The sequence below is a fragment of the Pseudoalteromonas sp. RW-H-Ap-1 genome (assembly GCF_048318575.1).
Taxonomy (GTDB): Bacteria; Pseudomonadota; Gammaproteobacteria; order Enterobacterales; family Alteromonadaceae; genus Pseudoalteromonas.
In genome coordinates this window covers 1,783,882-1,797,917 of the sequence record NZ_CP166996.1, presented here as the reverse complement: position 1 = coordinate 1,797,917, position 14,036 = coordinate 1,783,882, and the positions used below count along the sequence as shown (strand labels likewise).

Genomic DNA, 14,036 nt, shown 5'->3' with positions numbered 1-14,036 from the left:
AAATGAAAAATAAAGGCAAGCTTCTCAATAAAAATATATGGTTGGTATGCTTACCAGGCTTTTTACTGCCACTGCAGGCGAAGGTAGTGGTAGAGGGTAAAAGTGATGACCAACCGAACATGGAAATCATTGAGGTTTATGCGCAAAAAAGAGCGCAAAAAATTGAAGAAGTCGGCATTTCTGTAAGCACAATAAAAGGGGACGATCTCAAAGCGCAACAGGTTAAAGACTCAACAGAGTTATCTGTATTTGCCCCAAATTTAAAAATTAGTCAAAACGCAGCGGAAGGCACACCACCAGCGGTTAATATTCGTGGCGTAGGGCTAGTTGATTATAACACAGCTAATACATCGCCGGTGGCGATGTATGTGGATGATATAGCCGTGGGCTCTGCCAGTAACCAAATTGTAAACTTATTTGATATTGAGCAGATTGATATTTTGCGTGGCCCTCAAGGAACTTTATTTGGTCGAAATTCCACTGGCGGGGCTATTTTAATCCGCTCTAAACGCCCTGAGTTTGAACAAAGTGGTTATTTAAGTACTGGTATTGCTAATAACAACGCGACCAGTGTTGATGCTATGTTTAATTCAGCTATTGGAGAAAACACAGCCGTTCGTGTTGCGCTAAACCATCAAAATTATGATTATTCTACAAACAATATTTTTGCTGATTCACCAACAGCGGGCATGCGGCAAACAAATGGTCGAGTATCTTTTTTAGCTGACTTTGACACTGTGCAGTTGTTGATAAAAGGGCATATTTCCGATTGGGATGGCATAGTTCAGCCTGTTGGCAGTATTGGGGTTATTGCAAACCCATTAACAGGAGAGCGATGCTCGCCAGCACAAGCAGGTTCAACCACATGTTTTGATAACTTTGGATTTAATGATGGCAGTGATGATTTTTATACAGTAAGCGTTAATAATCATTCGCCACATAAAACCGATGGTAAGGGGGTTAGTGCCCATGTTAATTGGCAATTGGATACACACAATGAGCTTATTTCACTAACTAGCTATAACAAGTTAAAGCGTGATCATGCCTTTAACTGTGATGGCTCTCCAGCACGGTTATGTGAAGGCAACTTAGGTTTAAATACTGATTTAGTAACGCAAGAGTTTCGGTTGCAATCTCAGCTCGCAGAGCATTTTCTTACAACGGGAATTTATTATGCTGATGAGTCTATTATTCAAGACAATGTAAATGATATTTTGCGAGATTATCGAGGCATTTTAGAGACAGATTTAACCGCTACTTTTTTCTATGATAATAGGATAAAAACAAAGAGCATTGCAGCGTTTACCCAACTTGACTATCAATTAAACCAAGATTGGCTAATTACCGCTGGGCTTCGTTATTCTTATGAGTCTTTAGATTACGACTCAACATCCAAGCTTAATATTATTTTAGACCCTAACGATTTAACCGGAGTTAAGGTGCCATTTTATCGTGTTCAGGGAGAGCAATCAGATAATGGCATTTCTGGTCAGTTGGCTGTGAACGTTAAGCTGGATGATGCGACCTATGCCTATTATCGATTTGCTAATGGCGCAAAAAGCGGAGGCTATAACGGTGGGTTTTTATCATCGGTTGAACAAGCACAGCTTGCTGATTATCAAAAAGAACGATTGAACTCACATGAAATTGGCTCAAAGTCTTGGTGGCCACAGTTGGGCATGCGGTTTAATTGGGCTGTATTTTATTATGATTATAATGATCAACAGGTGTTTATGAATCAGCCTTCAGTATCTGATCAGAGCCCGCCTATTCAATTATTAGAAAATGTGGCAGATTCGATTATATATGGCCTAGAGGCTGATTTTGAGTATTGGCTGACCGATGATTTGAATGTTAAGTTTGCTATGGGTTATATACCCCATGCAGAGTTTGAAGAATATGTTGATCCTTTAGGTAACGCATTAACAGATAATCGTTTGCCGTTTACCTCAAAATGGAACCTCAGTGCAGGCATTGAATACACGCTTGAGTTGGCGAATCACCCACTAACAACGCAATTATTAGTTGATTATCAATCCGACTATTATTTTGATCAGAATCAAAACCCTTATGCTATGCAAGATGGCTATAGTATTTTTAACGCAAACATACATTATCAACATGATAACTGGGCGATTGCTATTTGGGGGAAAAACCTCTTTGGTACGCAATATAGTCACTTAAAATTTGATTTAAGCTCTTTCCTTGGCATGCTTGAAGACTTTAAAGGTGAAGGCAGGCGTTTTGGTTTAGATGTTAGTTATCAGTTTTAATTTTAGTCTTTAAATTAAGGTGCGAAGTATGCCAATGAAGGCAGTTCTAAAGCTATTTTTATATTGTGTATTTTTGTGCTTTAGCAATTTAGCGCCGGCAGATACACTCGCTCCTATTGTTTATACTTTAAAACAACAAGATACTGATTTGCTCGGTCAGGGTCATGTATTTCAGGTAACGAGTGGTACTTTTCCCCGTAACCACAGTGAAATAGAAATGTGGCTTGAAGATAAACAATCACAATCAAGAACATCGTTTTTTGGTGGTAGTTTTTGGTTTGTCATAGCACTTGAAAATAAAACAGACTTAGATGAACTGGTGCTCTATCCGTATAACACGTTACTTTCAAAAATCGAAACCCGGATTTATGATATATCGAACTTTGATGAACCAATAAAGCAGTATGTCACTGGGGGGCTTTACCCAAATGAGTTTGCATTTCATTATGGGAATAAAGTTAAGCTGGCGCCTAATCGTTCTTACGTACTAATTGCAAAATTTCAAAGTGAATATTTTTATACTCCACCAAAATTAGTGCTTTCATCTTATGACGATTTTTTTGTAAGAAAAACATCAGACAATATGATTATGCTGCTGTGCTTTGGGGTTGGTATTGCATTAGGTTTATACAATTTTCTTATTTACTTGGGTGATAGAGATAAAACCCATTTGTACTACGCCATGTTCACAGCATGCTGGGTGTTGGCTTGGAGTCAGTTTTTTCATATACCAGACCAAATTTTTGGTTTTTACAATGCCCATTTTCATTGGTTAGGTTTTACTTTAATTCCCATCACAAATATTTTATTTTTTAACAGCTTACTTAAATTAAAAGACACGTCTCCTAAGTTATCTAGATTATCAATCTACCTAGGCATTGTTGCCACAGCAGGCGCACCTTTTGCAATGATTTGGCCTGGTTTTGGCTTTATTTGGGCCACTTTAGTGACAGGGGCAACTTTATCTCTAGGTATGGTTGTTGGTATACGAAGCTGGATCAGTGGCTTTAAGCCGGCTCGCTATTTTGTTCTCGCCTATTTGGCTATGGCCATTCCTAATATGGTTGGCAATTTAACTAATCTAGGAATTATTGAGCCAATAAAAATGGATCTCTATTTACTTGGGCTTATTGGCACAGCGCTCGATGCGGTATTACTTGCTTTTGCTGTCGCAAATAAATTCAGTATTTTGCATCATCAGAATGTTGAACTGACTAAAAATTTGGAACACAAGGTTGAGCTGCGCACTCAAGAGTTACAACAATTGGCGGAGGAGCTTCGTGATGCAAGTGAAGCCAAAAGTCGATTTTTAGCTAACATGAGTCATGAAATTCGTACCCCAATGACATCTATTATTGGTTATGCTGATGGGATAATTTTAGGTGATATACAGCCTCATGAAAGAAATCATGGGATCAGGGTGATTTTACAAAATAGTCGTCATGTACTTGGTTTAATTAACGATATTTTGGATATGTCGAAAATTGAGGCTAACCGTTTAGAGATAGAATTAGTTGAAACGGATTTGTTTGCCACTATCGCTGAAATTGAATCATTATTAGGAAAACAAATCCGCGATAAAGGCTTAAAGTTTCAAGTTGATTATCAATTCCCATTACCAGATTGGATAGTCTCAGATCCAACTCGGCTTAGACAAATATTATTAAATTTAGCAACCAATGCACTTAAATTTACTACCCAAGGCTACATAAAGCTCACAGTGGGTTGCAATCAAAAGCAGCTAATAATTAAAGTAAAAGACACGGGTATTGGAATGACTGAAAGTGAGCAAAAAGACTTGTTTACTCCTTTTCATCAAGCTGACTCGTCCATTTCTCGTAAATACGGTGGCACTGGCCTTGGCTTAAATATATCAAAAAGCTTAGCAACTAAACTAAATGGCGATATTACCGTATTTTCTGTGGTCGGAAGCGGTAGTGAATTTTGTTTTTCTATGGAGTTAAATACAACCGAACATACACAATGGGTTAACACATTCGACGATATACGTAAGCCACAAACTAAAGAACTATTTTCAAATAATAGTCAGCGAAATTTAGTGGGTAGAGTACTTGTGGCTGAAGACCATCCAGAAAATCGTCAGCTTATTAAGCGGATTTTAGAGCGGATGGGGTTAACCGTTGTCGCTGTTGAAAATGGTCGAGATGCAGCGCAAGCTACGATGGATGAAAGCTTCGATTTAATTTTATTAGATATTCAAATGCCAATTATGGATGGTGAGCAAGCAATTAATATTATGCAAGCAACAGGGGTAACAACACCTATTGTGGCGCTCACTGCTAACACGATGAAGCATGAAATTGATCGCTATTTAAAACAAGGTTTTACCGATCACATTGCCAAACCTATAGATAGAAGGTGTTTTAGTAGTAAAATTGCAAGTTACCTTGATATTGATATATGCGAGAACATTAAGCTGCCCGATGAGGAGTTTGCACTACTCAAGCAAGAATATATTAAAGGGTTAAATATACAAAAAGACACGTTAGTGTCTCAATTTGAGCACGGTGATATAACGGGTTTTGCACGCAGCGTACATATGATCAAAGGCACTGCTGGAATGTTTGAATGTAAAGCGTTGTATCAACAGGCTGTTGACTTTGAAACAAACTTAAAGTCTTCACCTGACGCTTTCGACATTCAACAAGTTGAGGCTCTCCTCAATGCGATTGACGTTATTTTAACCGTTCAAAAAGCACCTTAAACATTACATTTTATCGTTGAATAGCCGGTATACGCTTTGTTATAAAGACAAGTAGGGTTATGCATGCTTAAATATATTCTCTTGTAGGAGGGCGTATGCAGTATCAACATATTAAGGTGCCAGACAATGGCGAAAATATTCACATTGATGGCCAAGGACAGTGGCATATACCCGAACAACCTATTATTGCCTATATTGACGGTGATGGGGTTGGCTTAGATGTTATGCCAGTGATGCGTCAGGTAGTGGATGCCGCCATAGAACATTGTTATGGCAAGGAACGAAAGATACATTGGATGCAGGTGTATAATGGTGAACAAGCGGCCAAGCTTTATGATGGCGACTGGTTCCCTCAAGAAACCATTAATGCGGTACGTGAATGCAAAATTGCTATAAAAGGGCCGCTAACCACACCTTTAGGCGGTGGCTTTCGCTCTCTTAATGTTGCGCTTCGCCATGAAATGGATTTATTTGTTAATATGCGCACGATAAAAGGCTTTAGTGCTTTACCCTCGCCATTAAAAAATCCCTTTACCACTAACATTACCGTGCTGCGCGACAGCAGTGAAGACGTATATTCAGGAATTGAATGGCAGGCGGGAAGTGTTGAAAGTGAAAAAGTGCTCGATTTTTTGTGTGAAGAAATGGGCGTAACCCGTCTTCGTTTCGCTCAAGAGTGTGGTATAGGGATTAAAAATATATCTAAAGAAGGGTCAGAGCGATTAATACGCTTTGCCATTAATTATTCCCTTAAAAATGAGAGAGAGTCACTTACGTTAGTGCACAAAGGTAATGTTCTTAAGTTTACCGATGGGGCGTTTAAACGCTGGGGCTTTGCGCTTGCAAAACAAGAATATAATGCCAAAGAACATGAAAATGGCCGTTGGCTTGAAATACAACGAACCAATTTACCCCCCTTGATTATTAAAGAAGTGATTGCCGATAATATGTTGCAGCAATGCTTGATGGATCCTGCGCAATTTGATGTGGTGGCTACCACAAATCAAAATGGTGACTTTTTAGCCGATATGCTCAGCGCACAGGTTGGGGGGTAGGGATCATGCCTGCTGCCAATTTAAATACAGAGGTAGCGTTTTTTGAGCCAACTCATGGCACGTTCGAACGAATAGCTGGTCAAGATAAGGCAAACCCAAGTAGTAGCTTATTAAGCGCAGTGCTAATGCTAAAATTTATGGGATGGGATGAAGCGGCATGTTTAATCGAAAACGCCTTAGAAATGACGTTTGCCAGTGGGCAGGTAACTTTTGATCTAGCCCAATCAAGTCATAACCCGACAACCTTAAGCTGCAAACAATTTGCTAATAAGGTTATCGAGCACTTTTAAACAACTGCATTGTTAAGCTGCTGAAGCGTTAGTGGTTGCTTGACGATGAACACATGGACGCTCTGTTAGCTCTGCTGCTCTGTGATAAAGCTCATGTGCACTTGGCTCGTCACATACAGTGCCACTGAGCGTATCCATTAACGCAACTACAATAATGGCAGGTACTTGACAGCAGTATTCATCTAATACGGCTTCAGTTGTTTGTGCATCAACATGGCAATGAGGGTGGCTTTTACGTTGATAGGCACTTAATAAAGTGTTTACGTCGAGAATATCGTTTTCTTGATGTTTATTTTTACGACATTTACAGCCGAATTCATCAACTAATGTGGCAAGTGACTGGTAAACGTGACGTGTCTCAAGCGGCGTATTTGGGCATAATTGTTGTTCAATGAAGTGATGTAAATTTGCATCAATGAATAACCCATCTTGTTGTGTGAAGCTTGCTGATGTTTGCATAATTATTACTCTTAGTTTGTTGGCTTAACTTCACTGTAGCGCTAAGTGTAATATTAATGAAATTGTTGTTTTCAATAACTGATATTGATTTAATCAATATTTTAATGTTTTACCTATCAACCACTGTATTCGCGAACGCCAATAACTCACGTCTAAGCCATTGATGCGCCGGTGTATGGTGTAATAACGGGCTCCAAATCATTTTTACTTCTATGGGCACGACTTGAAATGGTACTGGGCTAATCACTAAATTAGTGTGACTGGTTAATAGTTTTGCTTGACGACGCGGCAGCGTTGCTATGAGTTGCTCAGATTGGCACAGCAAGCTGGCAATCATGTAATGACGAGTAAATACACGTATTTTACGGGTTTGCTCTAATTGCCATAAAGCTTCATCTACCCAGCCTAATTTTTGTTTCCCTGATTTATTGGTCACTGCGGGCTCTGGCCCCCATCCTGCGCGGTTAACCCATATATGCTCGCTATCTAGGTAATGATTTAAGTTAGCATCCGTTAAAAAAACATTATTTGGGTGGGTTAAACAACAATAGTTATCTCGCCATACAGTAGCCTGATGAAAAGAGCGCGGCAGGCCATTAAAGCGATTTATTGCCAAATCAATTGTGCCTTTTTCCATATCTTGTAAATTTACATCGCTGGGGCTTAGCACATCAAAGTCAATTCCTGGGTTTTTAGCTAGTTGCTCGCAAATAAAGGGGGCGATGAGGGTCGACTCTAAATAATCGTTTGCCATAATACGAAATGTAACTTGTGCAGTCGCTGGGTTAAATTGCTCGCTTGGTTGGGTGATCTCTTCGGCCATTTTAAGCAGCGCTTCAATTTCAGGTTTAAGCGACAGCGCTTTGGCGGTGGGAGTCATAGAGCCCGCAGCTCGCACTAGCAAAGGATCATCAAATAAATCTCTTAAACGTTTTAACGCATTACTCATCGCAGGTTGGGTAAGCGCGAGTTTATTAGCCGCTTTTGATACGCTTTTTTCATCTATTAATACATTTAAATAGACGAGTAAGTTGAGGTCGACATTTCTTATATTCATATGATCAATTTTATTTATTTGCTGTATTAATTACCTAAATTAAAGTGTGCTTGCTAAGGTGTAAACCTCTAATAAAAAATAATCAGCATAATTGCTAAAAATAGAAGCGCCTAAATCATGCCAAGCACGCCATTAACCTCTCAACATAATTCGGTACAATCTGTTATCGCCACTAAGTTAGCCCGAGCGATATTTGCAGGCTTTGAGGCTATGTTTGCACAATTTTTAAATATCACTTTAGGGGCACAAAGTCGCTTTGAACAACGCCAGTACCATGAGGTGCAAGCAGCAATGCGAGAGCGCTTACAAGTGTATGAACGCCAAGTAAAGCAAGTTAGTGAAGCCGTTAGAGTGATTGCTTATGATGAATTGAATTGCCCTCAAACATGGCAACGGGCAAAAAATATTTATGGTGAGATGGTAAAAGAGCATGAAAACCAGCCCATTGCGCATACATTTTTTAATTCTACTTTTGGCGCTATTTGGGATGATAAAAAAATTCGCACAGTTCACTTATTTGTATTAAAAGCAAAATACCGAGGGCAGCCGCGTTCCTATGAAGGGCTTGTAAGTCGTATCTCCTTAAAAGAAGGGTTTGATCAGGCAATTAAAGCCTTATTAAATGAGCAAGTGTTTAGAGTCCCCTTTAAAGATTTAAGTAGTGATTTAGCTAAGCTACAAGCAACGTTAACGCAAGGTGCTCAGCAGCAATGTCGACAAGTATACGAATTAATAAACTTAAATGACGGTTATATTGAATACGCTAATTCGCATTTTTATCGTAATAAGGCCTGTTATGTCATAGGGCGATGTATTGCCAAAAATGGAGATAACATGCCCTTTGCAATTGCTATTTTAAATACCCCCAATGGGCTTACAATTGATGCTGTAATGATGGGGGCTGATCAACTAAGCTTATTATTTGGCTTCGCACGTACCTATTTTATGGTCGATACCGACCAACCTGCCCGTTATGTTGATTACCTCAGTGTGTTAATGCCTCACAAACAACGGTTTGAATTATTCAATGCGATTGGTTTCATAAAACATGCCAAAACCGAGTTTTATCGCTATAAGGTAGATACTACTAAAAGTAGTCCCGAGGAATACATGTATCATTTAGCGCCAGGGACTCCAGGTATGGTGATGCTGGTTTTTACTATTGACGGCCTAGATTATGTCTACAAGGTGATAAAAGATAAGTTTAGTGCGCCAAAAACTGCAACAAAACAACAAGTAAAAGATAAATATAACTTTGTAAAACAAGCCGACAGAGTAGGGCGCTTAGTCGATACCCATGAATTTAGATACCTTGCATTTGACTTAAGTCGCTTTAGTGATGAACTGCTAATACAAATGAAAAAACACATTGGTGATAGCTTAGTGATTTCCGGCAAAGCCTTAATTCTAAAGCATGTTTACGTTGAGCGAAAAATGACACCGCTAAACCTGTATATCAATCAATGTAATAGTAAATCACTTCAGCAAGTGATGCTTGATTATGGTAAAGCGATAAAAGAGCTTGCCAGCGCCAATATTTTTGCTGGTGACATGCTGATGAAAAACTTTGGCGTAACACGCTGGGGGCGAGTAGTATTTTATGATTATGATGAAATTTGCCCTCTCACCGATTGTAATTTTAGAGACGTGCCAAATACGCAAAACGCTTTAGAAGAATTAAGCTCACACAGCTATTTTGATATTGACCAAAATGATATTTTTCCGAGTCAATTTAAGGTGTTTTTTAGTGCCAGTAGCAGCGCGTTTAACCACTTTAATCAATACCACAATGATTTATTTACGGCAAAATACTGGCAATTGACTCAGCAAGGAATTGAGCAAGGCCAGCTTCCGGATGTATATCCTTATAAACAAAGCTGGCGTTTTAACACTATGTCAGTAAATCAACGCTGAGTTGATTTCTTCAGGCACAGTTAACACGATAAGGATTACGATGAAATTTACTCTATTCGTTTGCTTAGTTTTATTGCCATGCTCTGTATTTGCCAATCCTCTATTAGGTACGTGGGAGTTTGTTCAAGGGAAATATGCGGTAGAAAATGGGTTTGTCACTGCTAAAGCCCCAGAGATAACTTCAGTCAAATTAGTAACCGCATCACATTTTAGCTATATTACAGAAAAAAATGGCCAATTTAGTTATGCTGGTGGTGGCCAGTACCAATTAACCGATGGACAATTTATTGAAACCTTTAAGTATGGCAATATTGCATCATTGATGGGTAAAACCATGGCTTTTGATTATAAAGTTGAAGGGAATGTGTGGCATCATTCTCTTACAGAAAATGGCCAGCTAGTTGAAGCCGAAGTGTGGCGAAAAATCAAATAAATCCAATACAAGGAGACTTATGCAGTATATTTCACATCATGAGCAGCAGTTAGCGTTTTCGAAAACCGATAACCCGAAGGTTAATAACAATGAAGTGCTGGTAAAAGTGGCAGCGATTGGGGTTAACCGCGCTGATTGTATGCAGCGTCAAGGTAAGTATCCTGCCCCTGAAGGGGATAGCCCTATTTTAGGACTTGAGTGTGCAGGCACCGTGTGTGAGCTTGGCAGTGAGGTAGACCCTAAATGGCTCGGTAAGCGTATTTTTACTTTATGTGCTGGTGGCGCTTACAGTGAATATGTCGCAGTAGATGCGCAGCAGTTAATTATATTGCCTGATCATATCTCTATGGCGCAAGGTGCCGCTATAAGCGAAGTGTGTTTAACAGCCTTTGGTGCGCTATTTGAATTAGGCAAGTTACAATCAGGGCAAACGGCGCTTATTCATGCAGGTGCAAGTGGTGTTGGTGGTGCAGCTATTCAAATGGCAAAAAGTGCTGGTGCACAAGTAGTGATTACCGCAGGGTCGGATGAAAAGTGTGAACATGCTAAAAGGTTGGGTGCTGACCACGTAATTAATTATAAAACCACTGATTTTGTTGAGTATATGAAATCACATAAGCTCACTGCAAACGCAATTGTTGACCCTGTTTCTGGTAGCTATTTAAATAAAAATGCCATGGTGGCTGCAATGGATTGTCAGATTATTATGCTGGCATTTTTAGACGGGCGCTTTGCAGAGGTGGACTTTGCACGTTTATTACAAAAGCGGATTTCGTTTCATGCATCAACGCTACGTAATCGCAGTATTGAGTTTAAACGAGCTCTGAGAGATGCATTTGTCGCGCGTTTTTATGATGATATTGCCAACCAGAACTATGACTTTAATATTTATAAAACCATGTCATGGCAGCAAGCTAGTGAGGCTCATGCCATTTTAGAGCGCAACGAAAATTCCGGTAAAGTGGTGTTGCTGGTTGAGTAACGTACATGAGCATAGCAGGATTAATATTGTTAATTAGGCTGTGCGCCCATATAATTTAGTGAACACTATAAAATATTAAGGCAAATAATGAATCCAATTATTGCAATATTAAAAGAGCACAACGTTAGTGATGAAAAAGTAGCCGCGTTGTTTGAAGCATTTACCCAAAACCCAATGATGGCTATGGCATTAGTGCAAGAGCTGGGCATACCACCTGAAAAGCTTCAGCAACTAATGGCTGTGGTGATGACTCAACCGCATTTGATTAAAGAAGCTACTGATGAATTAGGGCTTGATTTTGCAAAAGTACAAGAAGCGAAAGACAAGTTAAATCAGCAGTAAACCATCTTTAGAGACATGTTTTATCCATGTCTCTATCATTAAACATGTTTTGTTACACACTCCTTTGAACGGCTCTGCGTTTATACAGTCAAATAAACACTTAACCCATAGCAGAGACAAAAGATGAAGCGACTTTATAAATTTTGGAAAAATAATCGCTCTTTAATTGTATTTATTATTTTAATGAGTGTGTTCCGTAGTGCCGTCGCCGATTGGTACGAAATACCAACAGGTTCAATGAAGCCGACTATTGAAGAAGGCGACCGAATCCTTACCGATAAAATGGCGTATGATTTACGTATACCATTCACGCATGTATCCCTGTTGAGAATGGCGGACCCACAAACTGGCGATATTATTGTATTTGACTCGAAAGTAGCGGATAACCGCTTGATTAAGCGAGTAATAGGTGTACCTGGAGATACTATTGTACTTGAAAATAATGAACTCATCATCAACGGTAAAAAGCTTAATTACACAAATTTGCAAAGTAATACGACTTCTTCAGATAAAATAGAAAACTTAAATGGTTATAAGCATTCAATCCGCGTAGCTAATATACCATCACGTTTGTCGGGCTTTGATGAAATAACAATTCCTGAACATTACTATTTAGCTATGGGTGATAACCGCGATAATAGTTCCGATTCTAGAGTAATAGGCCTCATCCCACGTGATGAACTACTAGGTAAAGCCGAGCGTGTGATTGTATCGCTTGATTACGATAACTATTACTTACCTAGAACAGAGCGGTTTCTAAAAATTTTAGAGTAATAAAACAGTGGGTATAAAGGCTAACCAAGCATATGTTAGCCTTAATTCGTTTGTGGTTTTTCTAATCTATATCAATTGAATACGCTTCGAGTAGCTCATTTAGCTTCGTTTGCTCTGATGCATCAAACTCGATACCAACACTTAGGCGATTACCCTTCATTTGATTATTTCTGATATAGGACGTGACTATGACAGACTTATTGTCTATAGGTGACAAAATATGCACAAATACTTGGCGTTTTTTTAGCGCAACAAATCCAGAGCTCACATGTATCGCAAAGCGGCAGCCACTGGGTGAAATATCAATGATTAACCCATGCAATAAGCTCTTACTATCGGCGTCTACATCACCTTTGTGTAAACTTATTTTAGCTGGGATATGAGTTGGTAGCCTGCTTGTTTCTCGCAGCTGACGGCTTTCAATTTTTTTAGGGTAAGCTAAATAAATTAAGCGTTCAGGGCGAAATGAAATTGCTAATATGCTGGTTGAAAAAGCCACACATTCACCGCGTTCATCTTCAATTATATAACGGACAATAGCGCCATTGCCTTCAACTAAAATATCGCTGTAATCATTCTTACCTGCTTGAGCAGGGTATTTTAATATTAAATATTTACCGGTGTCATAGCCAATTAAAGTAAGCTTAAAGCGAACCTGAATAGGGTTGTTAAATTGTATATCGATCATCTTCCCAGGAAGTAAATCGAGGAAAAACTTCTTTTGGTCATCGGTTGGCTGATCTTCAACAGTGGTGTTATTGCTATTCGTTTCCACAAACTCTTTCTCAATATTAACAGACACTTAATTATCTTTTAATATAGTGTAAAAATCACTAGAATTAAAGGGGGTATTTAGGAGAGATAATTAATGCTTTATGCTGGTTATAGTAAGTTTTTTCAGTTATAAGCTCCGGTTTATCTATAAAGTTGTTGCTATTTTGGCAACAGTGAGGTAGGGGCATACCTATAACACTTTAAGCGCTTTGCTATTGAAACCATACCTATATAAACTTTATCACGTTAAGTATTATGGTTTTTGAGCTTATGTAGAGAATACTAGTGCTTGCGAAGCGATTGAGCAAAGGGTGATGGTACTACCTATCTACAATACTACTTAACTATCTTATTGTGACATACCTAGGTCCTTGCAAATTTAACCTTAAAAGGTCAACTGGCCTTAAACACCATCTATACGTTTAAATCAGATTAGCACAAGGAATTATGATGATCGTTAACATACTTGATAAATTAATATTTGCTTGTACTTTTATTATTTCATTGCAACTACCGCAGTTGAGTGATCATTACCAACAACATTTAGCGGGCTTGTATCATGCGACCAAGTGGCAAGTTGATGGCTATGCAAACACAGCAAAGCAATATAAATTTTCTAGTATACAAGCAATGATAAATCGTCATTTAGCAAATACTGAACCGAGTGTTAGAGCAGATGCAGAACAAAAACAGCAAACCTTGATGCTATTTGCTGACTTAAATCAAGGTATGAAGCTATTCGAGCAAGGTAATTTAGTGCAAAAATTGCTGTATATATTCTCCCCTGAGCGTTTCGACAGATTACAAAATACACTTGATAACTTTAAGTTAGGTATTCCTTTAACCACCAGTGCGTTATTGTTTGCGCTAATATTAGCTATCATATTAAATCAGCTCGTAATGTTGCCGTATACTTTATATGTTGCCCACAAAAAACGAAACGCAGCGAATGCTTAAT

Annotated in this window: 11 protein-coding genes and 1 pseudogene; 9 read left to right on the top strand and 3 right to left on the bottom strand. The window is 38.8% G+C overall.

Features of this window, described 5'->3' with window-relative positions; genetic code table 11:
* The first annotated feature begins 2 nt into the window (after positions 1-2).
* The 3 genes and pseudogenes from AB8618_RS08440 (at position 3) to icd (ending at position 6,343) form a co-directional block, all read left to right on the top strand.
* Positions 3-2,273 (top strand): TonB-dependent receptor, encoded by a 2,271-nt coding sequence (locus tag AB8618_RS08440; protein WP_409423206.1) that lies wholly within the window; start codon positions 3-5, stop codon positions 2,271-2,273.
* Positions 2,274-2,301: 28 nt separating this feature from the next.
* Complete coding sequence (locus tag AB8618_RS08435; protein ID WP_409423205.1) at positions 2,302-4,998, top strand: 7TM diverse intracellular signaling domain-containing protein; 2,697 nt, start codon at positions 2,302-2,304, stop codon at positions 4,996-4,998.
* Positions 4,999-5,093: 95 nt separating this feature from the next.
* Positions 5,094-6,343: pseudogene (gene icd, locus AB8618_RS08430) on the top strand (NADP-dependent isocitrate dehydrogenase).
* A 12-nt stretch (positions 6,344-6,355) separates the two neighbouring features.
* On the opposite strand, the gene AB8618_RS08425 reads toward icd, so the two are convergent.
* A complete protein-coding gene (locus tag AB8618_RS08425; protein WP_413402227.1) occupies positions 6,356-6,802 on the bottom strand; it encodes a hypothetical protein in 447 nt (148 codons plus the stop codon).
* Positions 6,803-6,911: 109 nt separating this feature from the next.
* Entirely contained in the window at positions 6,912-7,859 is a 948-nt protein-coding gene (locus tag AB8618_RS08420; protein WP_413402224.1) for a LysR family transcriptional regulator, read from the bottom strand.
* A 117-nt stretch (positions 7,860-7,976) separates the two neighbouring features.
* Here AB8618_RS08420 and aceK point away from each other — a divergent pair, with 117 nt between their 5' ends.
* The 5 genes from aceK to lepB all read left to right on the top strand — a co-directional run bounded on the left by aceK (position 7,977) and on the right by lepB (position 12,304).
* Complete coding sequence (gene aceK, locus AB8618_RS08415) at positions 7,977-9,773, top strand: bifunctional isocitrate dehydrogenase kinase/phosphatase (RefSeq protein ID WP_413402222.1); 1,797 nt, start codon at positions 7,977-7,979, stop codon at positions 9,771-9,773.
* 40 nt (positions 9,774-9,813) lie between these two features.
* A complete protein-coding gene (locus tag AB8618_RS08410) occupies positions 9,814-10,206 on the top strand; it encodes a hypothetical protein (RefSeq protein ID WP_409423201.1) in 393 nt (130 codons plus the stop codon).
* A 19-nt stretch (positions 10,207-10,225) separates the two neighbouring features.
* Positions 10,226-11,188 (top strand): zinc-binding dehydrogenase, encoded by a 963-nt coding sequence (locus tag AB8618_RS08405; RefSeq protein ID WP_413402219.1) that lies wholly within the window; start codon positions 10,226-10,228, stop codon positions 11,186-11,188.
* Between the two features lie 87 nt (positions 11,189-11,275).
* Positions 11,276-11,530, top strand: coding sequence for a DUF2999 family protein (locus AB8618_RS08400; protein WP_008113615.1), 255 nt, complete (start codon positions 11,276-11,278; stop codon positions 11,528-11,530).
* A 123-nt stretch (positions 11,531-11,653) separates the two neighbouring features.
* A complete protein-coding gene (gene lepB / locus AB8618_RS08395) occupies positions 11,654-12,304 on the top strand; it encodes a signal peptidase I (protein WP_413402217.1) in 651 nt (216 codons plus the stop codon).
* Between the two features lie 61 nt (positions 12,305-12,365).
* Here the strand turns inward: lepB and AB8618_RS08390 are convergent, their stop codons facing one another.
* On the bottom strand, positions 12,366-13,106 hold the full coding sequence (locus AB8618_RS08390; protein WP_409423197.1) for a flagellar brake domain-containing protein: 741 nt from the start codon (positions 13,104-13,106) through the stop codon (positions 12,366-12,368).
* Between the two features lie 422 nt (positions 13,107-13,528).
* Here AB8618_RS08390 and AB8618_RS08385 point away from each other — a divergent pair, with 422 nt between their 5' ends.
* Positions 13,529-14,035: a DUF2937 family protein gene (locus AB8618_RS08385; RefSeq protein ID WP_409423196.1), complete on the top strand. Its 507-nt coding sequence runs from the start codon at positions 13,529-13,531 to the stop codon at positions 14,033-14,035.
* Position 14,036: the final 1 nt, after the last annotated feature.

Bases quoted from the DNA above. Each gene is read 5' to 3' on its own strand.
- aceK (WP_413402222.1), top strand. From the start codon at position 7,977: ATGCCAAGCACGCCATTAACCTCTCAACATAATTCGGTACAATCTGTT.
- AB8618_RS08405 (WP_413402219.1), top strand. From the start codon at position 10,226: ATGCAGTATATTTCACATCATGAGCAGCAGTTAGCGTTTTCGAAAACC.
- AB8618_RS08425 (WP_413402227.1), bottom strand. From the start codon at position 6,802: ATGCAAACATCAGCAAGCTTCACACAACAAGATGGGTTATTCATTGAT.
- AB8618_RS08385 (WP_409423196.1), top strand. From the start codon at position 13,529: ATGATCGTTAACATACTTGATAAATTAATATTTGCTTGTACTTTTATT.
- AB8618_RS08435 (WP_409423205.1), top strand. From the start codon at position 2,302: ATGCCAATGAAGGCAGTTCTAAAGCTATTTTTATATTGTGTATTTTTG.
- AB8618_RS08410 (WP_409423201.1), top strand. From the start codon at position 9,814: ATGAAATTTACTCTATTCGTTTGCTTAGTTTTATTGCCATGCTCTGTA.
- AB8618_RS08400 (WP_008113615.1), top strand. From the start codon at position 11,276: ATGAATCCAATTATTGCAATATTAAAAGAGCACAACGTTAGTGATGAA.
- AB8618_RS08420 (WP_413402224.1), bottom strand. From the start codon at position 7,859: ATGAATATAAGAAATGTCGACCTCAACTTACTCGTCTATTTAAATGTA.
- lepB (WP_413402217.1), top strand. From the start codon at position 11,654: ATGAAGCGACTTTATAAATTTTGGAAAAATAATCGCTCTTTAATTGTA.
- AB8618_RS08440 (WP_409423206.1), top strand. From the start codon at position 3: ATGAAAAATAAAGGCAAGCTTCTCAATAAAAATATATGGTTGGTATGC.